This window comes from Veillonella sp. VA142 (assembly GCF_003992135.1).
Taxonomy (GTDB): Bacteria; Bacillota; Negativicutes; order Veillonellales; family Veillonellaceae; genus F0422.
In genome coordinates, this window is record NZ_RQVN01000009.1 from 24,573 (window position 1) to 50,158 (window position 25,586).

Annotated in this window: 20 protein-coding genes; 3 read left to right on the forward strand and 17 right to left on the reverse strand. The window is 38.9% G+C overall.

The genetic code is table 11. From position 1 onward, the window contains the following. Positions 1 to 465: 465 nt before the first annotated feature. A complete protein-coding gene (locus tag EO117_RS04895) occupies positions 466 to 2,748 on the forward strand; it encodes a ribonucleoside-diphosphate reductase subunit alpha (protein ID WP_126939385.1) in 2,283 nt (760 codons plus the stop codon). Between the two features lie 166 nt (positions 2,749 to 2,914). On the opposite strand, the gene EO117_RS04900 is transcribed toward EO117_RS04895, so the two are convergent. Then, positions 2,915 to 3,940 carry a YhcG family protein gene (locus EO117_RS04900; protein ID WP_126939386.1) on the reverse strand — a complete coding sequence of 342 codons (1,026 nt, stop codon included), beginning with the start codon at positions 3,938 to 3,940 and terminating at the stop codon, positions 2,915 to 2,917. Between the two features lie 506 nt (positions 3,941 to 4,446). On the opposite strand from EO117_RS04900, the gene EO117_RS04910 reads away from it, so the two are divergent. Continuing rightward, positions 4,447 to 5,655, forward strand: a complete 1,209-nt coding sequence (locus EO117_RS04910) for an ATP-binding protein (protein ID WP_126939387.1) — start codon at positions 4,447 to 4,449, stop codon at positions 5,653 to 5,655. A gap of 275 nt (positions 5,656 to 5,930) precedes the next feature. Here the strand turns inward: EO117_RS04910 and EO117_RS04915 are convergent, their stop codons facing one another. Beyond that, complete coding sequence (locus tag EO117_RS04915) at positions 5,931 to 8,720, reverse strand: DNA methyltransferase (protein WP_164727494.1); 2,790 nt, start codon at positions 8,718 to 8,720, stop codon at positions 5,931 to 5,933. Between the two features lie 686 nt (positions 8,721 to 9,406). Between EO117_RS04915 and EO117_RS04920 the strand changes: the two genes are divergently transcribed. Beyond that, the gene (locus EO117_RS04920) at positions 9,407 to 10,435 is read left to right on the forward strand and encodes a ribonucleotide-diphosphate reductase subunit beta (protein WP_126939388.1); all 1,029 of its coding nucleotides are present in this window, start codon (positions 9,407 to 9,409) and stop codon (positions 10,433 to 10,435) included. A gap of 175 nt (positions 10,436 to 10,610) precedes the next feature. Here EO117_RS04920 and brnQ read toward each other — a convergent pair whose 3' ends face one another. From brnQ to menD, 15 genes are all read right to left on the reverse strand, one after another. After that, positions 10,611 to 11,942 carry a branched-chain amino acid transport system II carrier protein gene (brnQ, locus tag EO117_RS04925; protein ID WP_126939389.1) on the reverse strand — a complete coding sequence of 444 codons (1,332 nt, stop codon included), beginning with the start codon at positions 11,940 to 11,942 and terminating at the stop codon, positions 10,611 to 10,613. 212 nt (positions 11,943 to 12,154) lie between these two features. Continuing rightward, positions 12,155 to 14,158 carry a molybdopterin-dependent oxidoreductase gene (locus EO117_RS04930; RefSeq protein WP_126939390.1) on the reverse strand — a complete coding sequence of 668 codons (2,004 nt, stop codon included), beginning with the start codon at positions 14,156 to 14,158 and terminating at the stop codon, positions 12,155 to 12,157. 13 nt (positions 14,159 to 14,171) lie between these two features. Continuing rightward, on the reverse strand, positions 14,172 to 14,312 hold the full coding sequence (locus EO117_RS09195; RefSeq protein ID WP_164727495.1) for a hypothetical protein: 141 nt from the start codon (positions 14,310 to 14,312) through the stop codon (positions 14,172 to 14,174). Positions 14,313 to 14,339: 27 nt separating this feature from the next. After that, positions 14,340 to 14,657, reverse strand: coding sequence for a hypothetical protein (locus EO117_RS04935; protein ID WP_126939391.1), 318 nt, complete (start codon positions 14,655 to 14,657; stop codon positions 14,340 to 14,342). Positions 14,658 to 14,904: 247 nt separating this feature from the next. After that, positions 14,905 to 15,339, reverse strand: coding sequence for a DNA starvation/stationary phase protection protein (locus EO117_RS04940; protein WP_126939392.1), 435 nt, complete (start codon positions 15,337 to 15,339; stop codon positions 14,905 to 14,907). A gap of 185 nt (positions 15,340 to 15,524) precedes the next feature. Further along, on the reverse strand, positions 15,525 to 15,947 hold the full coding sequence (locus tag EO117_RS04945) for a hypothetical protein (protein WP_126939393.1): 423 nt from the start codon (positions 15,945 to 15,947) through the stop codon (positions 15,525 to 15,527). A 33-nt stretch (positions 15,948 to 15,980) separates the two neighbouring features. Continuing rightward, positions 15,981 to 16,766, reverse strand: coding sequence for a sulfite exporter TauE/SafE family protein (locus EO117_RS04950; RefSeq protein WP_126939394.1), 786 nt, complete (start codon positions 16,764 to 16,766; stop codon positions 15,981 to 15,983). Positions 16,767 to 16,769: 3 nt separating this feature from the next. Then, positions 16,770 to 17,714, reverse strand: a complete 945-nt coding sequence (locus EO117_RS04955) for a hypothetical protein (protein WP_126939395.1) — start codon at positions 17,712 to 17,714, stop codon at positions 16,770 to 16,772. An 11-nt stretch (positions 17,715 to 17,725) separates the two neighbouring features. Next, positions 17,726 to 18,907 (reverse strand): DNA polymerase IV, encoded by a 1,182-nt coding sequence (gene dinB / locus EO117_RS04960; RefSeq protein ID WP_126939396.1) that lies wholly within the window; start codon positions 18,905 to 18,907, stop codon positions 17,726 to 17,728. Position 18,908: 1 nt separating this feature from the next. Beyond that, a complete protein-coding gene (locus tag EO117_RS04965) occupies positions 18,909 to 19,259 on the reverse strand; it encodes a helix-turn-helix transcriptional regulator (RefSeq protein ID WP_126939397.1) in 351 nt (116 codons plus the stop codon). Positions 19,260 to 19,566: 307 nt separating this feature from the next. Next, positions 19,567 to 20,130: a redoxin domain-containing protein gene (locus EO117_RS04970; protein WP_126939398.1), complete on the reverse strand. Its 564-nt coding sequence runs from the start codon at positions 20,128 to 20,130 to the stop codon at positions 19,567 to 19,569. A 146-nt stretch (positions 20,131 to 20,276) separates the two neighbouring features. Then, positions 20,277 to 21,518 carry a serine dehydratase subunit alpha family protein gene (locus EO117_RS04975; protein WP_126939399.1) on the reverse strand — a complete coding sequence of 414 codons (1,242 nt, stop codon included), beginning with the start codon at positions 21,516 to 21,518 and terminating at the stop codon, positions 20,277 to 20,279. Between the two features lie 145 nt (positions 21,519 to 21,663). Then, the gene (gene menC / locus EO117_RS04980) at positions 21,664 to 22,803 is read right to left on the reverse strand and encodes an o-succinylbenzoate synthase (protein WP_126939400.1); all 1,140 of its coding nucleotides are present in this window, start codon (positions 22,801 to 22,803) and stop codon (positions 21,664 to 21,666) included. 71 nt (positions 22,804 to 22,874) lie between these two features. After that, positions 22,875 to 23,702, reverse strand: a complete 828-nt coding sequence (menH, locus tag EO117_RS04985; protein ID WP_126939401.1) for a 2-succinyl-6-hydroxy-2,4-cyclohexadiene-1-carboxylate synthase — start codon at positions 23,700 to 23,702, stop codon at positions 22,875 to 22,877. Between the two features lies 1 nt (position 23,703). Continuing rightward, entirely contained in the window at positions 23,704 to 25,518 is a 1,815-nt protein-coding gene (menD, locus tag EO117_RS04990; protein ID WP_126939402.1) for a 2-succinyl-5-enolpyruvyl-6-hydroxy-3-cyclohexene-1-carboxylic-acid synthase, read from the reverse strand. Between the last annotated feature and the right edge of the window lie 68 nt (positions 25,519 to 25,586).

Consider the following 25,586-nt stretch of genomic DNA (forward strand, 5'->3'; position numbering starts at 1 on the left):
GCATTAATATCATGATTTTATTTTATAACACAATATATTGATTTTTATCACACATCAACTACAAGTTATATCTATTTTTTTCATTTTTCTTTTTCTGAAAGTACCCATTGTAAACTGTCTAACAAAAATACAACGGAACTTTTCATCGTCTTTATTTTGTAAAGTATCTTTTCCTCATTATGGTATGCATTTTTGACATTACTAAACCATTGTGAAAAAACAACTGGTATAGTATAATTTTAGAAGATGTTGTGCCAAAGCGCTTCATCTCTATACAATATATTGATATTGAGTCCGTGTGAAAACATATCTATGCACTCTCATTTACAAGCTGTAAGTGGGAGTCCTTTTATGGTCAAGGCCTACTACATATGTTAAACGGATATGCTTTCACATATATTCAATATATGTGCATACTCTTTACAATGGATACAAAAACTACATCGTCAGAAAAAGGAGACACTCATGAGCATTATGATCAAGAAACGTGATGGCCATTATGAGCCATTGTCGGTAGAAAAAACAAAGAAAATGGTAGCCTTTGCTTGTTTAGGCTTAGATTCTTGTGACCCTATCGAACTAGAAATGGATTGTAAGTTACAATTCGTAGACGGTATGACTACGAAACAAATTCAACAAACCCTTGTACAAACTGCTATCGAGAAAGTCATCCAAAAGGTAGACGATGGTTTTGGCAACATGGTAAACCGCATGAACCAAGATTGGCAGTTCGTAGCGGCTCGTCTATACTTATTCGATTTGTACAAAGAGGCTGCTATCAACCGCAAGTACAAAGCTTTTGGGTATGGCAACTTCACTAATTTAGTAAAAACATTAGTGGATGCTGGTCGCTATGCAGACTTTTTCTTAACACAATATACAGAATCTGAATTAGAAGAACTAGGCGACTATATCAAGCCAAAACGTGACTACTTGTTTAACTATGAAGGTATTAAACTATTAGCTGACCGCTATCTAGTAAAAGGCTTCAATAAAGAAATTTTTGAACTTCCTCAAGAACGTTTCATGGCCATCGCCATGCACCTAGCTGTCATTGAAGGCGACAAAAAGGTATACTATGCGAAAAAGTTCTATGACTTGATGAGCGAACTTAAAATGACCACTGCTACTCCAACATTGGCGAATGCAGGTACACCATTCCATCAACTTAGCTCTTGCTTTATCTCTGGTGTAGAAGATAATCTATGGTCCATTTACGATGTAAATGCAAAGTTCTCCCGTGTGTCTAAACATGGTGGCGCTCTTGGTATTTATCTTGGTAAAGTACGTGCCTTGAACTCCGACATTCGTGGCTATAAAAATTCTTCTGGCGGTGTTATCCCTTGGATTCGTTTATACAACGATACAGCCGTTGCCGTAGACCAATTGGGGAAACGTAAAGGTGGCGCTACCGTAACACTCGACGTATGGCATAAAGACTTCTACGAATTTGTTGAACTTCGTACGAACAATGGTGATGACCGTCGTAAAGCACATGATATCTTCCCAGCTCTATCTGTACCAGATATTTTCATGGAACGTGTTATCAATCGTGAGCACTTCACATTGTTCGATCCACATGAAGTATCTCGTGTGATGGGCTTTCATTTAGAAGACTATTACGATGACGATACGAATAAAGCATTCACGGAAAAATATTTAGCTTGTGAAGCTAGCCCTGATCTACATGGCATCGAAGTCAGCGCCTTAGATATGATGAAAAAAATTATGCGCTCTGCCGTAGAAACTGGTACGCCGTTCATCTTCTTCCGGGATACGACAAACCGCGCGAACCCTAATAAGCATGCAGGTATGATTTATGCATCCAACTTATGCCATGAAATCGCACAAAACGTTGGGTTTACTGATTTAGAAGAAGAAATGATTCAAGATGACGGTTCCATTGTAACTCGCACGAAAGCGGGGGACATGGTAACGTGTAATTTGAACTCCATCAACTTGGGTCAAACCTCTGACGAAGAATTGGAAGAAACCATCGCTTTACAAGTCCGTATGTTGGACAACGTTATTACCATCAACCAATTCCCTGTGCCTGAAACTCGTGTAACCAGCGAAAAATATCGTGCTATCGGCCTCGGTACTAGTGGCTACCATCACTATTTAGTAAAACATAAAGTACAATGGGAAAGTGATGCACACTTGGAAATCGCTGACACATTATTTGAAAATATTGCCTACGCAGCCATCAAAGCATCTATGGAATTGGCAAAAGAAAAAGGTGCCTACCCTGCTTTCAAAGGGTCTCAATGGGAAACTGGTGAATATTTTGAACGCCGTGGTTATACCTCTGAAAGATGGCAACAACTGCGAGCAGATGTTGCAAAATATGGTATCCGCAATGGCTACTTAATGGCTATTGCCCCTACAGGCAGTACATCCAACATTGCTAACACCACAGCTGGTATTGACCCAATCTTTAAAAAATTCTTCATTGAAGAGAAAAAAGGTAGCTTCACTCCAAAAACAGCACCTGATTTGAGCAACGAAACAATGTGGTTCTACAAAGAAGCTCATACCATCGATCAACAATGGTCCATCAAAGCGTGCGGTATCCGCCAACGCCATATCGACCAAGCGCAGTCTTTCAACTTGTATATTACGCCACAAATGAAAGCGAAAGAAATTCTTGATTTATATGTGGAAGCGTATAAACAAGGTATTAAGACAATTTACTATGTCCGCAACCAATCCTTAGAAATGGATGAATGCACTAGCTGTTCCTCCTAACCTTTGGTGGGGGTAATCCTAATGAATGAAAAGAGCACGGCATGCTCCTCACAAACGGCATTTCATGATGTTCGTTCGGGGCACATCGTGCTCTTTTGGTATTTTTTGACAATATAAATAACGATCTAAAGATAAAAGCGGAATAAAAAGAATCCATCATCAAAGATTACTTTTTCGCGTAATTTTTTAATACTCTTTCAACCTGCTCTTCTAAATCTTCTCTGTTTGGAATATATAACGTATATCGAGAAGCAAATATCTGATTGGACAAACTACCAAGTGCATATTCTGCCTGTATATTATCCTTATCAGTACAAAGAATAATCCCAATAGGTTCATTATCTGTATCATCATTAATCTCCATTTTGTAATAATTAAGATACATATTAATTTGACCTACTGCTTCCGGCATTAACTTTCCTGTTTTTAACTCAATCAAAACATAGCTTCTTAGTATCTTATTATAAAATACCATGTCTACATAATAATGCGTATTTCCCAATGTTACTCTTTGTTGTGAACCTACATACATAAATCCCTTACCAAGTTCCAGCAAAAATTTCTCAATATGACTAATCAATGCCTTTTCTAAATCACTCTCCATAATTACAGATTCACCTGGTATCCCTAAAAACTCAAATACATAAGGGTCTTTTACAATATCGCTTGCCTTATCTATTTCATTGCCATGTAAAGCCAGCTCCCATACTTTTTCTTTATTTTTATCTCCTACTGAAAGTAAAAGTCTTTCAAATAGTGATGTTTTTATTTGCCTTTTTAATTCTCTCACTGACCAATTCGCATTAATCGTTTCTTTTTCATAAAAATTTCTTTTCTGTTCATCGCTTATAGAAAGCAATTCACAATAATGCGACCAGCTTAATTTGCTAGACACTGTCTGGCAAATTGGATATGACAAATAAAAGTTCCTCATATTTTGCAAATTCGACCTTGAAAATCCCTTACCATATTCTCTTGTTAATTTCTTCGATAATTCTATTATTAACTGTTTTCCGTATTCAGCTCTATTACAATGCCCCTGTTCCTCCTCAACTATAATTCGTCCAATCTCCCAATACGTTTGAACAAGAATATTGTTAACTGATCGTGCAATATTATTTCTTGCAGAATCCATCAAAGCTTTAATACTACAATACACATCTCTATGAATTGTATCTATTATATCATCCATATACGTACCAACTCTTTAGCCCCTCACTGTATTTATTTTTATATTATATCACAGTTTATGTAAATAGTCGTTCTCTTGGCTAATATCAATAATGTAGATTTAATCCATTTTGTGGTGTCATAGTAAATCTATTAAGACTAGCCTCATTTCTAAACGTGTCAAATTGCACACGCTTAAAGTCTCTATTATACTCTTTTATTCTCATTTTGTTATAACACCACCTCCTCCCATAATAGGAAGAGATGAGCCCAACTCACGTTGATGACTCTTCTTTGTCTTTATTATATCACAAATGTTTACGATATGTTGATATTCTATAGGTTTTATATCGTAAGACTTCCATAAGTATCGATTATAATCGAATCTACGCTAATATTATCTAATAATTTCGAATATAGTCGAAATGATATACATAAGCGCTAATGATTTCGAGTACAATCGAAATCATTATTGGAATATACATATACTTCGAGTATAATAGAATCAATGAAAGTGAGGTGTTAGCTGTGGAATATATTAAACGTCCTAAGTACTTAACCCAAATAAAACCATTCATTGATAAGCCTGTAATTAAAATTCTCACAGGCATGCGCCGTGTTGGGAAGTCTACTTTATTAACGATAATTAAAGACACTATCTTACAAGAGGTACCTGATGAACGTAAAGTTTATATTAACTTTGAATCCTTAGAATTTTTAGAGATAAACAATGCCACATTATTGGCAAAATATCTCATAGAAACAACAAAACACTTGGATGGAAAACTTTACTATTTCTTTGACGAGATACAGTTAGTGGAAGATTGGGAAAAAGTTGTAAATGGTCTACGCGTCGATAAAGATTGCGACATCTATATTACCGGTTCCAACTCGACCTTAATCTCTGGCGAACTTGCTACACTTCTTGCTGGCAGATATGTAGAATTTGAAATACAGCCATTTACATTTGATGAGTTTGTAGAAGTATTCCAAGAAAAACAGCTTAGCAAGGAAGAGCTATTCACTAAGTTCATCCAATTAGGTGGTATGCCTACCTTAAAATACTTTAACTTAGAGGAAAATAGTAGTTATAAATATTTAAATGATGTGTATCATACGGTTTTAATCAAAGACGTGTTAACGCACAATAAGATTCGAGATGTAGATATTTTTAATCACATCCTATCATTTACCATACAAAACATAGGGTCCCCCGTTTCTGCAACTAGTATTAAAAAATATTTAAAGAGCGAGCATCGGGATGTTTCCATTGATACTATACTAAATTATTTAGACTATTGTCAGCAAGCTTTCATCCTGAAAAAGGTGCCTAGATTCGATACGGTCGGTAAAAAGAATCTTAAAATCGACGAAAAATATTACCTTACAGATCATGGATTTCGGGCTGCCAAAGGGTATTCTAATACGAAAGATATTGAAAGAGCCCTGGAAAATATTGTATATATTGAGCTGATTTCCAGAGGATATACCGTAGAAATCGGTAAAGTAAAAGATATGGAAATCGATTTTATCGCCACTAAAGATAAAGAACGAATATACTATCAAGTATCCTATCTTATGGAAACAGAAGCTACACGACAACGCGAATTTGGTGTGTATGCGCATGTACAAGATAATTACCCTAAGTTTGTTCTCTCCATGGATACCGTTGACTTTAGCCAAGATGGAATTATTCACAAACATGTGATTGATTTTTTGTTGGAAAACAGTTTATAAATGTATAAATGCTATCATAAGAATGTACAGAAATGATGATATAAGGCTGTATTAAATGAATAGCCCCTACATTCTAATAGAAAGTATACAAAAGCACAGGGCTCGCGTTCCTGTGCTTTTTATATACCATATTTTTCATAAAAAATGCCTAACGTATAAACCAGCCTCAACCTTAATACGTTAGGCTTTTCATTATTTGAGCTAATCTAGCACCAATTGAATAATAACCACTCTTCTTACAATGATAATGGTACCTACTAGGAAATACCCAGATTTTATTTCTCTAGCAACGCCTGATACAGTTTCATTAACTCTGCCACACACGCTTCTTCTGTCATTTTAAAGTCAAAGCCATAGGCCCGCATCACAGCTCGATTGTTATCACGATGGGCTTCTCTCAATTCGATTGGCATAGTTACTTCATCGTATAGCTCTGCCAAGGTGGAGTTAGGGTACAGTTTTCTAGCCTCTAAAATTTGTTTTGCTGTCTTTTCAATGGCTACTCGATGTTGTTCTTGTAATTTTGGCCATGGGAATGTGTTATAAACTACATCCTTAGAATACCTATATCGCATTTCTAATCGACCTGCAAAGGCACGCATCCATGCCATGTGAACATTAGAATTAACGATACCAAAGTCAACTAAATCTGCATTAGGTATTATTAATGTGCCCATAACAGGAATGGTCTCTTTATCTAAAAAACCAATAGGAATATATCTTCTTTTTTCAGAAGATACTCCAGGTATAATTAAATAATGTTCTGGGTTTAGTTGTTCCCTAAACAATGTCGGCGTTAATGCTAACTTTTTGGACTCCGCTGTATTCGCAGCCAGTCTTGCCTCTTGACAGGCCTTTACTCGTTTTAATACCATCGGCATCTGCTTTAACTCATTCGGTGAGCAACCAACTAACCACAAGCAATATCTTTCTTTATTGTTAATAAATTCTGTCGCCCCTACCATTCGTTTAATCCACTTTAATGATTGAGGACATTTTTCTTTAAACTCTAAAAATTCATCTGGTTCAATTTTTAAATGATTATAATCACAGGGTTTATTGGGAGCAACCATCGGTTTTTGTCCAAATAATGGTTTAGAAATGCTTGTGACAACTCCGTCAAATCCTGCTACTAGATATGGACTTATTTTTTCAGTATATGAAGATAGTCCATCTGCATATAACACTTTTTTTATACTATTTTGTTTCCCACTAAATCCTATAATTACACAATGTACTGCTGCGCCATCTGTTGATTCACTACTCCATTTGAAAGTTCTATGTGCAAAAATGATTTCTACATCCATGGCATATAAAATATTCCATAATAGTGCTACTTGTTCCCCTTGCGTAATGGAGTTTGTAGATACAAATGCGCATTGTATATCATTATTTTTCTGTATTAATTCAGCTGATTTTATATACCAAGAGGAAACGTAGTCTAACTTTCTATATTTTTTTGAGTACACATTAAATACTTTATCCATATCCTTCTTTTGTGATTCGGATGCATACTTTGATCCTACAAATGGAGGGTTTCCTATAATATATGATATCTGCTCAGATGGAATCACAGTCTCCCAATCCATTTGCAAGGAGTTACCTTCATGAATGTTTGCATTCGTATGAAGTGGTAAGAAATCCATCTCTTTATGAATAATCTCTTCTGTTTCTTTGAACATCTGTGCCTCTGCAATCCAAATGGCCGTTTTAGCAACAGACACAGCGAAGTCATTAATTTCTATGCCATAAAACTGTTGAATACTCACCTTAATAGGGTTAAATTCTTCTTCATCAAATCCAAGTACCCCTGTACCAGCTGCATCTGTTATGGTTTCTCTAAGGATATCATTTTCTAATCTTCGTAAGGATAAGTAAGATTCTGTTAAAAAGTTACCCGACCCTGCTGCTGGATCAAAAAATGTTTTCGATGCCATTGATTCTTGCAACTGTTTCAGAGCTTTCATCCTAGCCTTGCCAGTTTTTAATGTCATCGCTTCTTTATATTCATTTTTGAATGCATCTAAAAATAAGGGATCAATAAGTTTATGAATATTTTCAATACTTGTATAATGCATACCTCCGTGACGTCTTGTTTCCGGATTCAATGTACTTTCAAAGATAGCACCAAATATGGTCGGAGATATTTCACTCCAATCAAAATTACATGCATCTTGCAATATTAGCTGAATGGCTTCTTCTGAGAATTGGGGAATTTCTACAGCATCGCTAAATAAACTACCATTCACATAAGGAAAGGCTAACAAGCTTTCAGTTTCATAGGGACTACGATTGCTTTCTGGCGTATCCAAAATACGAAATAAGTCCATCAAAGCGTTACGAACTTGATGAGGTTGGAAATCTTTTAAATAATCATGAAATATATTTTTCTTACCAAATAAACCAGAATCTTCTGCATATAGACAAAACACAAGTTTTACACAGAGCTTATTAATATTATGTAAAATCTCATCTTCTGTTAGAAGTGCATTAATTTTATATTGTTGTAATAAACAATCATATAATCTACCAACTAATTCGCCAGCGCCTTTTGAAATTTCCATCTCTCGTTCTATATGACTACTTTTCACATCTACTAAGAAATTAAGCCGATAAAAATCAGTACCTAATTTTTTCAACTCTATAATTTCCACTGAATCATTAGGACGCTCCATATCTAATACATGAAACTCTTTGAAATTACAGCTCACAATCCATCTAGCTCGTTTACTATAGGACAAGTTAGCCGCGTACCGTTTCGCTTGCTCTACTGGTGTTAATTCAGTACCATCTGATTGACGAATAGGCGCATGTAAATCCTTCCCTAAACTTTTTTGTTCAATCAGTGTATGTGTTGCTGGAATCATAGCATCAATATAGCTAGTATGTTCCAGTTGCACACGTTCTTCAAAACAAATCATATCCGCTGGATTCTCCACCCCATACACGGTTTGTAATAATTCCATCCAAAACCTTTGTGTATCCTGCTTTTCATCACCCTTATTTTCCCACTTCTTAGCAAACTCTTTGGCTGCTTTCTCTTGTTGCTTCAGTGTTAATTGCATAATATATCCCTTTATAGTAAACTGTCATCACCTAAATTTGTATCTGTAGATATTCTTTTTACTCGCACCCGATTCAATGTATCTCTTTCTTATATCATTGCTTCTATTATATCATATGCGTATCTGATACTAACTCTACTGAAAGCTATTGCAACCCATTTTACTACTTTTTATTATCTGCTACTATTCTAGTAACAAAGACTACTTTCCTCTTCCTATATCTCTACTATCATGCTATAATAAAGGCGTACTAAATTAACAGGAAACGTATTCTAGCGTAGGGTACACCAAAAAGCACAGGACTGGTACTCCTGTGCTTTTTGCTTGTTATCCGATAAAATAACAATAGGCCAGTCACTATTTACTGTTACTATCTAGCCATTTGCAAATGAAAAAACTAATTACATTTGCCATGATGGAAACAATTAACAGGATAACTAAATCAAGCATAGGGTACACCTCCTTCCTGTCACGGAGTCGGTATAGTGACACTTTTAGTATAACATAAATATTATGATGTTTATTCGTATTTTCTGCCAATATACTAGATAGAAAAATTTGAAACTTTTATCCCTGTTTAGTATAATAAAAATAATCCCTAAGAGGGCAAAATGTATATTATATAATTGTATTAGTGATTGTCATCTCCTATGTTGACTTTCACCTAAACACATAGGAGATATCTCATGGAAAAGAAACTGATTTTTAACGAACATGGTGACCGTGGCACACAAAGTATGGTGGGCGGTAATACGACGAATTTACGGGAATGGAATCGTATTAAGTACGATTGGGCGAATACGTTATATCGTACGATGCTGAACAATTTCTGGATTCCTGAAGAAATTTCTTTGAACGAAGATATTAAGCAATTCCCATACTTAACAGATAGCGAGCGCCGTGCGTTTGACAAAATTATTTCTTTCTTAAACTTCTTGGACTCCATTCAAAGCGAGAACTTGCCAAACTTGAGCCGTTATATTACGGCATCTGAAGTGGCTTCTTTATTGAATATCCAAGCATTCCAAGAAGAAATTCACGCACAATCCTATTCTTACATTTTAGATACGGTAACGAATCCAATTACTCGTGACCGCATTTATGATGAGTGGCGTACAGATGAACATTTACTAGCTCGTAACCGCTTCATCGCTGACATTTACCAACGTTTTAGTGATGAGCCATCGGAGCACAATTTAATCCGCACTGTCATGGCAAACTATATTTTAGAAGGTATCTATTTCTACTCTGGATTTAGCTTCTTCTACACCTTGGCTCGCCAAGGTAAAATGACCGCAACTTCCACGATCTTTAAATACATCAATCGTGACGAAGTGACTCACTTAGTATTGTTCCAAAATATTATCCGTGAGCTTCGCATCGAGCGTCCTGAACTCTTCACTACTGAACTGGAAGCTGAATTAACACAAATGCTTCGTGAAGGTACAGAAAATGAAATCGCTTGGGGTCAATACATTACAGATGATAAAATTCTTGGTATCAACAACACATTGATCGAACGCTACATCAAATACTTAGCGAACCAACGTGCTGATTCCATCGGCTTGCAACCGCTATATCCAGACATTAAGGAAAATCCTATGGCTTGGATTGAAAGTTTCTCCAACTTAAACAGCACAAAAACTGACTTTTTCGAGGCAAAAGTTACAAACTATACAAAAGCAGCAGCCTTCGACTTCGATGATTTAGAATAAGAATACTTGTAAAATCATATACATAAAAGCTACACGTAGATATGTTCTACTGTGTAGCTTTTTGTTTTCTCTATAACCCTACATCAAACCGTTATACCTATGTAATGATAAAAAAATATTGGAACCATTCGTATATGAATAGTTCCAATATATAGTATAGAGCTATAAAGTTATCTTACTCAGCTTTCACCAACGCCCGATGAATCAAGCCAATCACTAGGCCTATACCACCAAACACAATCCAATCCATACCAATCGTATGCATTGGCACTTGTGACGCGAAGAATTGTCCTACGCTCCCCAAGTCTACTTTTGCTGTTTCCAATCCAGACACAAGGGCTGTAATGAACGTACACGCCACTGTCCAAGCATACACACATTGACGGCCTTTGAAAAGGGGATGTAAGAATGCTAATAAAATCAACACGATGGCCAATGGATACAAGAACATCAATACAGGAATCGCGGATGTAATGATGGTTTTCAATCCAAACATGCCTACACCAGTAGAAACTACAGAAAATAGAACGGCATACCATTTGTAAGAAATTCCACCAAATTGTGTGCTAAAGTACTGCGCACAAGATGTAACAAGGCCAATGCTTGTAGTTAAGCAGGCTAATAGGACAATAACTGCCAAGATCATAGCTCCTAATTCACCGAATAGCAAGCGAGCTGATTCTGCTAATACAGGGGCTCCTGTATCTAAGATACCTAGCTGTTCTACGCTGGTAGCGCCCAAGCTAGCAATGAAGATGTACACCACGCCTAAACAACCTACAGCAATTAGACCTGCTTTCAGTGTAGCCCGTGTAATTTCATCTCGTGTTTGTGCCCCTGAAAGTGTGACAAATTCAATAACCAAGATACCAAATACGAAGGATGCCAAGGCATCTAATGTGTTATATCCCTCTAAAAAGCCTTGTAAAAAAGCAGAGCTACTAGTAGCATATTCTACTGTTGGTGCACCATATCCTCCTAACGGAGTGATTAATGATTTCACAATTAGCACGACGATGGTAAGTAATAACACTGGTGTCAGCACATTACCAATGCGGTTAACTAGCTTTTTAGGGTTAATTGACAACCACAGGGTAAGAGCAAAAAATACAATCAGGAATACCATTTGCGCTGTATCTGAGGCAGCACCATCCAAGAATGGTTTTACAGCAATCTCATAGGATACTGTGCCTGTACGTGGTATCGCAAAAGCTGGACCAATAGATATATATAATGCCAATGTAAATAAAACGCCAAATACTGGGTGTACGCGACTAGCTAAACTTTGTACATTACGGCTACCAGAATATCCCATGGCCATAACCCCTAATAGTGGTAACCCTACACCGGTTACGATAAAACCTAAGATGCCCCACCACACATTAGTGCCTGCATGTTGACCTAAGGTAGCAGGGAAGATTAAGTTACCGGCTCCAAAGAATAACGCGAACAGCATCAGGCCGATAGCAATATAGGCTCGCCCTGATAATTGAGTATGATCTGACATACTATCTCCTTTCAAATACATTCTATACTAACAAATATACACTATATACAAACATATTTTATGCTTATTTTTTCATTATAACTAATTATAAGTAAAATAAAAAGCCATTCCCCCAAAGGAAATGGCTTTTTCTATATCAATTATGCATATAATAATATTCTATAATCGATAATGCATACGCATCTATTAACTATAACAATAGACGCAGTTAATCAATCACACGATTCTACATCTACTTTCACATCATAAAATGTACTACCCCAACCATAATCAGTAGGACGTGAGGCAGTCAATACATTCATGGTATGTTCCAAATCATGGGACTGCGATTGCCACCACACACCAGAACTTACAATGGTCCCTTTTGGCACTGCGTCATCAATAACTAAGGCAATGCGCAAAGACCCTCGCTTATTGTATAAACGCACAAACTCGTTATTCCCCACACCCTTACGTTCTGCATCCTCCGGGTGCATACGAGCTATCATCTGAGGTGTCTCATCTTGTAACTCGCAAAAAGAAGAGTCCAATATACGTGGATCCGTTCCATTAATGAGGAAGAACTCCGCTGTATCCCCATGAGCTTCACGGTACACAGGATATGGATCAGCTTCTACTGGATTGTATAACTCGATTTTACCTGATGGTGTATCATACTCCAATTTATACGTATCTGATAGATCCATCTCCACCAGCTCCCCTGCCAAGATTCTATCTTGTACTTCCGTTGGAATCGAAGCGTGGCGTACAATGTCTTCAATCATTTCAAGTTCTGACATGGCAAATACAGGGTGGTCAATTTCCATAGCTCTGGCAATACTACAGATAGTATTCCAGTTAGATCGGCTTTCACCTACAGGTGGTATAGCTTGATAGCCACAGCCAATCGTGTAATGACCATAGGAATTATATACATCATTATGCTCTACAGACGATGTGGCAGGCAATACAATGTCCGCATACTTCGCTGTATCTGTCATAAACCGTTCGTGTACCACTGTGAATAAATCTTCTCTTGCTAATCCTTTGCGCGTCACCGTTTGGTCAGGTGAGGTTATCGCCGGATTGCTAGAGTATATATAGAGGGCTTTAATCGGTGGGTTATCGGCCTCTGTTAACATTGGACCTAGACGAATCATAGGATTTAATCGTGTATCTTTTATCTGAAAGCGTTCCCAACTAACACGCTTACCACCCACGAATTGACTTCCCGATGCACTAGACAAGAGCCCTCCCCCTGTATGCAAGTAGGCTCCCACTAGAGCAGGTAAAGATACTACACACCTCACGGTATTGGCTCCATTTCCATAACGGGACAATCCACTGCCTAATCGTATAAAAGGCGCTACTGCCTGTCCATAGGCTCTGGCAAACTCAATAATACGCTCCTCTGATACTCCCGTTATACTAGCCACTTTCGATGGATTATATTGAGATACAACGGTATCTCGAAATCCTTCATAACCTTGTACATAACGTTCAACAAACTCTTCATTGACCAACCCCTCTTTACCAAGAATATAAGCCACACCTAAGGCAAAGGCTCCATCCGTACCAGGTCTCAAGATAATTACTTCATCTGCTAGCTTAGCTGTCTCCGTATGGTGCGTATCAATGACCCACAGTTTGGCTCCACGTTGACGAGCTATTGTCACATCGTGTAAAACATGCACATCCGTAGCCACTGCATTAAGACTCCACAACACTACACAATCACTGTGTTGTATATCTTGCGGTCGATTCCCTAAGGTATTTCCCATAAGACTTACCCAGCCATAGCGTTTCGCTGGGGAACAAATCCCCTTATCTTGACGAGTGGCACCCAGCATAGCAAACAAAGGATCACCTGCACTCTTTTGTAAAATCCCCATCGTTCCCGCATAGGAGTAAGGCATAATACTTTCAGAACCATACGTATCAATACAATATTGAAACTTCTCAGCAATTTCTTGTAATGCCTCATCCCATGAAATCGGCTCAAATTGACCACTTCCCTTAGGACCAATGCGGCGCAAAGGGGTTGTCAGCCGTCCACTGTGATGGACAGTTCGCTCGTAATGTTGCATTTTTTGACACAAAGTTCCTCTCGTGAAACTATGCGTTTTCATGCCTCGCACCTGTTGCAATCGGTCTTCCTCAACGGTCAACGTTAATCCACAGGCATCTGGGCAATCATAGGGACATACTGATGTCCTTGTATCTATAGGCTTTTTCATCATTCATTCCTTACTAATCATTATCAAAGTCATCAAACAAGTCAAAGTCAACGTCAAAGTCGAAGTCAAAACTATCTCCAGAATCATAACTGGAGTGATCGTAATCATCAGAGCCATCGGATCCTTGCTGGTCATATTCTAACTCATCTTCCATAATATCATTGTAGTTGTTATGGAAAAATCAGTCCTGTTCTGTTTCATTTGCACCAGAAAAATCATACCCTTCATCAGAATCCTCTGGCAATACATCCAATTGACTATAATTACGAATCGTCATTGCCTCATAAGGGTCCACGGGTCCACGGGGTTCTTCTGAATCTCCCACCTCCACCATATCCATGGCTCGGTTCAAATCCTTTGACGTCCCCTCTTGTTGCACCATATCCAAAAACTCATCCGAACTCACTTCACTTACTAGCGTGTCCATATCATCTACTACGGAAGTATCCTTCTGCGGCTCTATAGTTTGTAATTGTCCCCGTCGCAAAAATCGATTCATCCTCTATCGCCCCTTTCACAACCTCTCTCGCATTACTTGTATTGTACCATCTAGTATAGACCTTTCACAATATACGGTTAATTATCACCTATCAAAGGTATACCCTATATACTGAAAGGACCCCTGCAATTAGCAAGGGTCCCCTTTGTATTTATTGTATAGTTGTATAGTTTTAGTAATGTTCAGGATAGTATTCACACATAGGAAGTCTCTATGTGATTAGTTCTATGTCATTTCTAGTGAGGAATTAACCTAAAGTAGCACGTAAGAACCACAATTGTTTTTCATAGTAAGCAATATGGTCTTCCATGATAGCTACTAGTCCGAAGTTACCTTCTTCATCAGCAGATTCACGGATAGCAATAGCTTCTTTACGTAATAATGTAAAGTCTCCTACCAAGAAATTATATACTTGTTCTACAGAGAATTTGTTGCCTGGTTCTTCTTTTAAAGATGCAATTTCCAAGTATTTTGCCACATGTACTACAGGTTCTTCACCTTGCATTTTTACATGTTCAGCTACTGCATCATAATAATCAAACGCTACATCGTAGACTTCTTCTAAATATTTGTGAGCTGGTACAAATTGAGATCCTACTGCGTTAAAATGGAAATTGTGAAGTTTAATGTTCCAAATTGCTAAGTTTGCAATATATTGATTTACTGCTTGTAAGTTTTTCATAACTATTTCTCCTTTTCTTAGTTTTTGCTAATTAGTTTAATTAGCAATTAATAATTATTATTTATTATGTACATATCTTAACATAGTATATTAGAAAATGCAATAGTTTTTCATATAGTTTATCGAAATATTTGAATATAAAAAGTTCCCATTACCTATAACGTAATGAGAACTTATATCATATGTTATTCAATTTTCTTAATAAGCCCTTGTGTGGCGTTATACAAACAGAACCATACAAAGAAACTAGCCCCAGTAATAATCAAATACATAGTATCCGTTAATTCCCCCGACCGATACATCGCCAAGGTATAAAAGAAGGCTGTCATCGTCATCAAAATATAAGATAATACATAGCGCATACCTCTCTCTACCTCTTTATCGGTAAACATTTCTTTCTTAAAACGCATCCAGTAGATGCCACAAAGAACTATACCACCTAACATATTGGCAGCCATTAAACGTATATCAGCCCGACCATTAAAGAACCAGGACAAAGCTACATGATTAATAAATAGCATCCATTTAATGATTGATGTCAAACGGGCTGTTGTAATCGTTTGTGGTTGCTGTGGTTGATGTTGTTTCCTTTTCTTTCCCTTTCCCATAGTATCCTCTCTAATAAATCTATTCCCTATTTCTTAGAATAATACGTGCGATGTGTAGATCAAACGCAAGGCCAAGATGCCAACTCCAATAGATAATCCAATCAAAATTGTTTTTGCCCGCAAACGTTTCGCAATAAAAGCCCCTAATTGACCACCCAATAAAGCACCAATACCACACGGGATAGCCACTTCAAAATGGATATGTCCGCTCAAGAAGTGAGTTAGTGTACCAACAGATGTGGATGTGGCCAAGATAAAATGGCTAGTAGCCGTCGCCATATGGGTAGGGAATCCCATCATATAAATTAGCGCTGGCACATGAATGAGTCCACCACCAATACCAAATAAACTGGATAGAAATCCTACTACTACGCTAACGAGGATGCCCACCACTTTATTATACGTCAATTCTTCTAACTGCAAGGATTCTTCTTTACGTTCTCCTTTTCTCAAATTTTTATAGCCAATAAAACCGGACATGATAAGCAAGAAGGACCCAAACCAGAATCGGAATCCGCTAGCATCAAAATATTCCGCCACATGAGCCCCAATAATAGACCCAGGGAAGGTAGCAATACTAAACAAAATGGCTGCACTATAGAGAATTTTCTTTTGTTTCACATAGGCGATGGTTCCAGAAATCGCATTACAGGTTACGGTAAATAAGGATGTACCTACCACCATGGCTGGTGTCCACTCAGGGAAAAAATACAAAAATACAGGTACAAAGATAATGCCACCGCCAGCACCGATGATGGTTCCCAAGGTAGCTACCGCAATTCCCAATAATACAAATCCTAATATACTTATTACTTCCATACCTTAGTCCTCCTTAGTTAGCTTGGCAAATCGATCTAACTTATGTTTTTTAAAGACTGCTTTCATCCCATGTTTTTCCGCTTTTTTCTCTGCCTTTTTCGCTACTTTTTGCAACACCTTTTCTGTCCATGCATCACCATGTTCTTCTGCATAGCGTTCCCATTTAGACAGCTTTTTTGCCCACTTATCTATAGAAGGAGTCTCTTTTTTATGTTTCGACTTCTCTTTACTTTTTTCCTTCTTTTTCTTTTTTTCTTGTTTTACAATACAACATTTTTCTCGCTCTTCTGGAATGGGAGAATTTTCTGTACAATGTTTACAACGCTTTTTATGTTTCTTTTTTGGTTTTGCCATCTCGAAGGCATCATACAAATTAGACTTCATACTAGTTTGTTTGGTTAGCTCTATAGCAACATCCTCTTGACCAGAGTCCGCACTGTCCTCATCTGCAAACTCCCAGTCCTCATAGTCATACTCATTGATACGTTTCGTTTCGCTAGCACTGCTAAATAAATCCATAAATGAACTGGATATTGGTTTCCGTTCAACAGTTTTCACAACTTCTTCAACAGGCTCTTCTTCCTGGTCAGCCATCGCAAAGTCTACTCCTAAGGCAACACCCACATCATAGCCTTCCACACCCTCATCAGCCACTGGCGTTACTTCTATTAGCTCTTCTAAAGAGGATATCATGTCATACAAATAATGCTCCATTACCATACTTTGGATCCCACGTAACTCTTCCCATTGTTTTCCTAGTAAAACCAACATATGAGCAAAGTTTTCCAAGTCTTCTACCACTTCCATAGCCATCTCTGGAGATTCCATATATTGCGTCTCTAAATTCGCCACATATTGCTGTTGCACTTCCTTACAGTGACCATACGCTTCGTGCAAGCCTTGTAACAATTCCTCAATCCGTTCCTGATCCAATATATATTGTTGCATACTATCCTCCCCTAGGACGATGTCGTGTCATCCTTCAACTTTCGTTTCCACAAAGCTCCCGTGGTAACAATATCTTCTCCAAATCGTTCTTCCAATGTATCTAGCACTTGTGCTAACCGATCTGGCTCTGTTTCTTCACTCTGAAAGAGCGACTCTTGTTCCACCTGTTGGTGAAAGCCACTAACCGTGATCCCCAATAAGCGGAACGGCCCCTGTACATTAAGTTTATTATATAATACACTCGCTGTCTCATACAATACATCTTCCCTATCCGTCTGATAAGATAGTCGTTTTTGCCTTGTTTTGGTTACAAAGTTTGGCAACCTCACTTTAATAGCAATCGTATGCCCTTTAAGCCCTTTTTGACGCAGCCGCTTAGCCACATGGTGCGCAAAATATCGCCATTCGTTGTCTATCTCCTCTGGGTCCACTAAGTCCCTTTCATACGTCAATTCATTACCTACAGATTGCAACTCTCGATTCCACTCAATGGGACGAGTATCGATACCTTTAGACAATAAATAGATACGTTCACTTTGATGACCACAATAAGGTTCTAGTTCATGATACGAATCCAGCTGTGCAATATCTTGAATCTTATGAAAGCCGCCTCGTTGTAATGCCTGTTCCATATGGGCCCCTACACCCCACAATCTACGAACAGGTAAATGTTTAATGTGAGTTTCTTCTTGTCCATGTGGAATAATATATAAACCATCTGGTTTTTTCAAATCCGAGGCCAATTTCGCTAAAAACTTATTCGGTCCAATCCCGACCGATGCAACCAGACCTGTCAACTCCTTAATTTGTTCTTTCACAGCACGACCCACTGCCATAGGCGATTCATAAAGCTTTCCTAGTCCTGAAATATCTAGGAAGGCCTCATCTAAAGAAATAGGCTCTAAATACGGGCTAAACCGATGTAACACTTCATGGATTTGATCTGAAATTTCGTGATACCGTTCAATCCGAGGTAACAAATACATACCATCTGGACATAATTTTCTAGCCTTCCCAATAGGCATGGCAGAACGCACACCAAACTTTCGCGCTTCATAACTGCACGTAGCTACCACACCACGTGAAGAAAGGCCACCCACGATAACAGGGTGACCTTGTAATTCTGGATAATCATGTTGTTCTACTGATGCGAAAAAAGCATCCATGTCTACATGCATAATCCAACGTTTCATATTATTCTGCCACCGCTTGTGGAGCATCCTCAATACGGCAGTACTTGATTTGTGCACAAATGCACTCATCTTTTGTTTTATATAATTCAGGCAAGAATTTTACAAATTCATCAAATGCTTCTTCATTAATGGAATAGCGTGTCCACAAACCGCTACGCACAGAATTTACAATACCTGCATCAATCAATATTTTCATATGATAACTAAGAGTCGATTGAGATAACTCAAAGCTAGCCAAAATATCACAAGCACATAATTCATTACAAGACAACATGTCTACAATGTGCAATCTAGTTTCATCACTAAGGGCTTTAAAAATCGCCGCCAAACGTTCGTATGTAACTTCTAACATTCCCATTCTCCTATATGTATTCTACTGTAACCTTACCCCCTTATTATATACAAATTCCCAAACTAAATCTAATAATTTAAATGAATAAAGGATACTTTTTAGTAATACAACCATGTGATTTTGGAAAGATAAAGACGACAAAGCATAGCTTTGTCGTCTTTATGGGAAGTAAAGGATCTAAGATGTGTTCTTAGGAAAGTTTACAAATATAGTCAACATACTCATATAGTGCATCATGTACCGTCAAAGACTCGAGAGAGGGAGAGGAGCCTTCAACCATAACTACTACAGGAGCCGTTTATTTACATTAGATTTTGCCAACTAAGCCAAGATCTGTTGGGTTCAATGTTTTTTCACCAGGAGTCCATTTTGCTGGGCACACTTCACCATACTTTGCAACAAATTGGCAAGCTTGTACTTTGCGTACTAACTCAGCAGCGGAACGGCCTACACCCATATCACAGATTTCTGCGGCACGAACGATGCCTTCTGGGTCTACCACGAAAGAACCACGATATGCTTGGCCGTCTTCTTCAGAGAATGTATCGAAGAAGTCAGCTAATTCATGTTTAATATCGGATAACATAGTATATTCGATTTTATTGATTGTAGGGGATGCATCAGACCACGCTTTGTGAACAAAAGCAGAGTCAACAGATACAGAAAATACTTCTACGCCCAATTCTTTCAATTCTGCGTATTGATCTTGTAAGTCTGCCAATTCTGTTGGACACACAAATGTGAAGTCTGCTGGATAGAATACAAACACACTCCATTTACCTTTGATATCTGTATTGCTTACTTTAATGATTTCCGGTTTACGGAATGCATCCAATTCAAAAGCTGGTAGTTGTTTACCGATGATTGCCATTCTAATATCTCCTTCAATGTTACAACCTATACATAGTACATACTAGGTATGTGACCATGGAATCAATTTATGTATCTATCATACACCATACTTTTAGAAAAATCAATATAGAATTGTTATCATTCTCTATACCGATAATGCATAGATTACTTTTCCAACATGGTTTCTAAGATAACAACATCAGTTTGTTTCATTCCTTCACGCGCGATAGTTGCCACAGTTTGCACGGTATGGTCAATGTCTTCTTTTACGATTCCTTGGCCTGCTTTAAAGCTATTTTCCGTCTTTGCCTGTGTATATGCCAACAAAGAATTACCAAGAGCCATACCAATTTTCATAGCACAAGATGCTTTCGCTCCATCGCAAACAACACCAGATGTACCTGCTAAAGCATTTGATAATGTTTCCCAAATTACTTCTTTAGATTCATTGAGCAAAAATGCTACCCCAGAAGCTGTGGCAGAGGCCGCACTCACTACACCACAGTAAGCGCTTAACCGACCAATATATTGTTTAATGTATAGGGCCAACACATTAGCCAAGGCCAAGGCGCGCAAGGTATGACTGCGATCAATACCATATTCTTTGGCATACATCATGATAGGTACAGATAATGTAATACCCTGGTTACCACTACCGCAGTTAATCATAACCGGCATAGAACAACCATCCATACGCGCATCAGATCCAGCCGCTGCATAGGCACGCGCTCTATCCGCAATAGAGGAAGAGTTGGAAATAATCAATTTACCAATATTGGAACCATAGTTATTTTTCATCCCTTCTTCAGCAATGGCCATATTCAAGTCCAATTGTGGTCCTAGAATCTCTTCTAATTCCTTTGCATCCACAGTACTGGCAAACTCATAGCAAGAATCAAAGCACAATTCTATGGTATGCTTTGCCACTTCTTCCGGAGATAAAGCAATGACCACTTCCCCATCTTTTTCTGCATAAGAAATAGTAGTATGTGTATTTTGAACAATCACCTTCGATGTATGTTCACCTGCCACGGCAGTGACTTCAATGAACAAGTTTTCTACCCCTTCTGCAAGTTCAACAGAGCAGTAATCCGCTTCAAATAAATGATCTGCTTCTATCACTTGTTCATGGGTAAGGTCTTCTAACACTTCTAGCTCTTTCTCCGCAGTTCCTACTAAAGTTCCTAATATAAGGCTATAATAAATACCTGTCCGTCCTTCTGAGTTAGGAATCGTCACACTTTTCGCATTTTTAATAATATTACCGCTCAAGCGGCCATGAACGTGATCTGGGCGAACACCCAACAGTTCCGCTGCTTTCGCTGCTGCAAAGGCTAAGGCGATGGGCTCTGTACAACCAAAAGCTGGCTTTACCTCACGTTTTAATAATTCTATGTACTCAATCATACAAACCTCCTACTTACCTATGTATAACAACAATACATTCCACCTCTACTTGAAATACATCGTGTCTGTATATGTCATATAGTCTCATAAACTACTGGCGTCTTGTATCATGCACATCCATACCCTGTGAAAATATATAAATCACTTATAGGTGCCATAATTTCTTACGCTTACAACGTGTCTCTATCATTTCTAAATCAACGTCTACACCCAATCCAGCACCCTTAGGTACCTCAATACATTGTGAAAGTCCCTCGGCGCCACAGTCTTTCCTTATACTAACAATCGGTGGACGAGTCAAATCCTGCTCAAAATAGCGTAAAGAATCTGACAAATCTCCTGGCATATAGGCATCTCCCAAGGCTGCTAATTGTACATGCATCCATTTAGAAATACTAGATTCCACCATGGAGCCAATCCAATACTGGATTCCATGGTCACGACAATACTGAATCATCTTAGCCGTTTCTCTGAGACCACCTAACCGCCCTACTTTCACATTGAGTATATCCAACAAGCCATGAGTATGCGCATAGACCAAATCATCATAATTCAAAATTGATTCATCTAAACATATAGGGGTTGTAATGCTCCACTCATGAGTTGTCTTAAAGCGATTATACTCTTCTAGACTATATATCTGAAAAGGCTCTTCTATACATGCCAAATTAAATGTATTCAAAGCCCGTACCTTATCCATATCTTGGTAGCTATAACTTTGATTCGCATCCACCGCTAACATAAGGTCTGGATAGGCTGAACGCACTCGCTGTACTCGTTCATAGCCATCCTTGGGGGATACTTTCAGTTTAATACGCTGACACCCTTGAGATACATACCCAGTCACAGCATCCACCAAGGTATCCAAAGGGACATCACCTATAACGATACCCGTAGGCACAGTTGGTATTAACGGCTGCTGTAATACATATTCCACCGTATTGACCCCTAAGTGAGCACATTGTAGATGGAGCAAGGCATTTTCCACCGATGCCACAGTCATAGGCATCCCTTCTGACAACCATCGCTTCGGTAATGTCATGGTTGCTTCTTTCCCCAATACGTTTGGCAAATACTGTGTACATAACACATCCCAACAAGAGGCTACCGTTTCCTTTGTATAAAAAGGTTCTACGAAGGCCACGCATTCCCCGTAGCCTACATAGCCCGCTTCGTCTTCCAAACGAACAATGAGAGTATCCCTAACACCTAGTTCGCCCTTTGCGGTTTTGAAAGTGAACTTCATCGGTAATTGCACATGGTACAGGGTGATATTTGTAATCATAGGATACCTCTCATTTCTATCATATCACTAGTGTACACAGTCAATACAGAGACATTCGCTAGTAGTGACAGTTATAGGAAAAATTGTTTTAAAATCTGCCGATACACCTCTGGTGCTTCCACATGCACATTATGACCTACCTGCAGCACGATGTGGTGGGCATCTCGAAAATACTGTGCGCCAATAGCTGTATATTTCGTATCTAATTCACCGCTAATATAACATATGGGTATCGTTAAGTCCGATAATCGATGGCCTACGTAAGGCATACTCCCCTGTCCGCTTCCTTCCAAGGTGAAAGCCAACGCATGAGGGCTATTGAGTAATCGCCGTCGTTGAATCTTCTGTTGTACCTTTGCAGGCAAACCTTGTTGTGTCTTGAAAATCTCTAGCTTAGCCCAAGTCTCGCTAAACCAAGTGATATCATGTACCCGAATCCGTTCAGCCAATGCTTGATCGCCTACATAGCGGTCTTGTCGTTTCCCTTCATCTTCTATCCCTACAGATCCACTTTCCAAGACTAGGTGAGTCACTTCCTCTGGATACTCCAATGCATATAATAAAGCCATCCTCGCCCCCATAGAATACCCCATAAGAGCATATCTTTCTCCTGCTACGGCATAGATAACTCTATGTAAGTCGCCTAGCATCTGTGGCAATGTATAAGGTTGTAATTTCATAGGTCGTGCAGACCTACCATGCCCCATACTATCAATACGTATCAGCCGATAGCCTACTACCTCAATACCATCCCAAGTAGACCCAGATTCCGAAAATCCATGGAAACAAACTAGCGGTTTCCCTGTACCAGCTACGCTCACTCCATAGTAATACTCGCCTATATTGATCTGCATACGTTGTATATCTAATGTTTGCATATCTTGAATCATTGCTTTCATATCATTGCACCCGATACACCTTGTGCAATTCACGACTACCTTCCTTAGAGGTAGGCACTTCTATCACATGAATACCCGCTGTCCCAATATAGCGCTGCATCGCCTGTTCTAACTCTGCATTGGTAGTGACTTTCACATAATCTAAGCCATACATGGTCGCTAACCCACTGTAATCAATGCCTTGCGGTGTATTGAATAGATAATCAAAATCGTCCGTTCCTTTTTGTGGCAAGTATTGGAAAATCCCTCCCCCATCATTATTATGCAAGATAATGGTCAAGTTCATACCATGCGTTTTTCCAATGGCTAAGCCGTTCAAATCGTGAAAGAAACTTAAATCCCCTGTGACCATAACGGTAGATTTTCCATTTGTACTAATCCCTAACGCCGTAGACACCGTCCCATCTATGCCATTAGTACCACGGTTGCCGTACACCATGGCTTGAGAGCGTCCTGATGCCCAAAAATAGTCCATATCCCGAATAGACATACTATTCGCTACTAGAATTTGTCCCTCATTAGGCATCATTTGTTGCAACATGTAAATCGTACGCCCTTCAAATAAAGTTGGTTCCTCTTGTACTTTGTCTAGCTGTTCACGACTGTTGGATTCTATATCTTGCCATGCTTTTACATACTCTATATCAGCTATTGTATTCTGAGCAGACACAACACTGCCTTCCTCTGCTTTATGTATCTTATCTATATTTTCTTGTTGCCATCTTAATGCATCGTCATCGGTACTTGAGCCATCACATTCCGCATCAGTCTTATCTAGAGAGCCATGCGCTTTATCTCTTATTCTACTGCCTCTCTCCGGTACACCAAATAATCCTCTATACGCTTCTACTAAAAATACATCTATATCAGTCATGACATGTATAGTCGTCGTCAAACTAGGATTTATCACATCTGCATTAGGGCTCACCGTAATATAGTCGATGTCCGTCAAGGTCGTCATCCATTGTTGAATCCGCTTCGACACTGGAATTTGTCCCAATTGGATCACCACATCTGGTCGCAATTCCTTCCATCGTTCATGATGATCCAAGAACGCATCGTAGGTGCTGATTACTCCCTCGTATTGGCGCAAATTAGACAAAGGGTCTGCTATCACAACAGCGCCGATTCGGTCTGCAAATTCTACCACTGCTTTAGGATTCGTCACATTAGGCCCACCCAAGATGAGCACTCGCTTTCCGCCCAATAACGGTGCCAATGTTGGTATTTTCTCATGTTTCACGAGGTAGAATGGTTTCTCACTGCGTCCCTGTGTAAAATATTCTTCCTCACAATTAGGCACCAAGGGCTCAAACAAAGGTACATTGATGTGTACCGGTCCCAGTTTGTGGTCATTCGCTTTCAAATAGGCACGGCGTGCTACTTGACGAGGGTATGTATAATAGTGACTTTCACCAGGCACAGACAATTCCTCATAATAGTTCACGGCAGTGCCAAAATATTTCTGTTGGTCAATGGTCTGCGGTGCCCCTACCTGTTGCAAGGTGTACGGACGGTCCGCGGACAAGATAATCATAGGCACACCGCTGTGCTTCGCTTCCACTACAGCAGGACCATAATGTGCCAAAGCAGACCCCGATGTGCATACCAATACGGCAGGCTCACCCTGCGCTTTGGCAATGCCCAATGCCATAAACCCAGCGGACCGCTCATCAATATTCATATATGTATGAAAGCCTCCATGGCTTTGAAAGAGCATGGCTAATGTAGTCGACCGTGAACCGGGGCTAAACACCGCATGGCGCACCCCTAATTGGTACAACTCATCCACCAAACTTGCTATATATTCGTTCATATGTTATCTCCCATACCAACCTGTGGTATTGTGTTATCGTTAATAGTAACTATCTACTATGTATTATA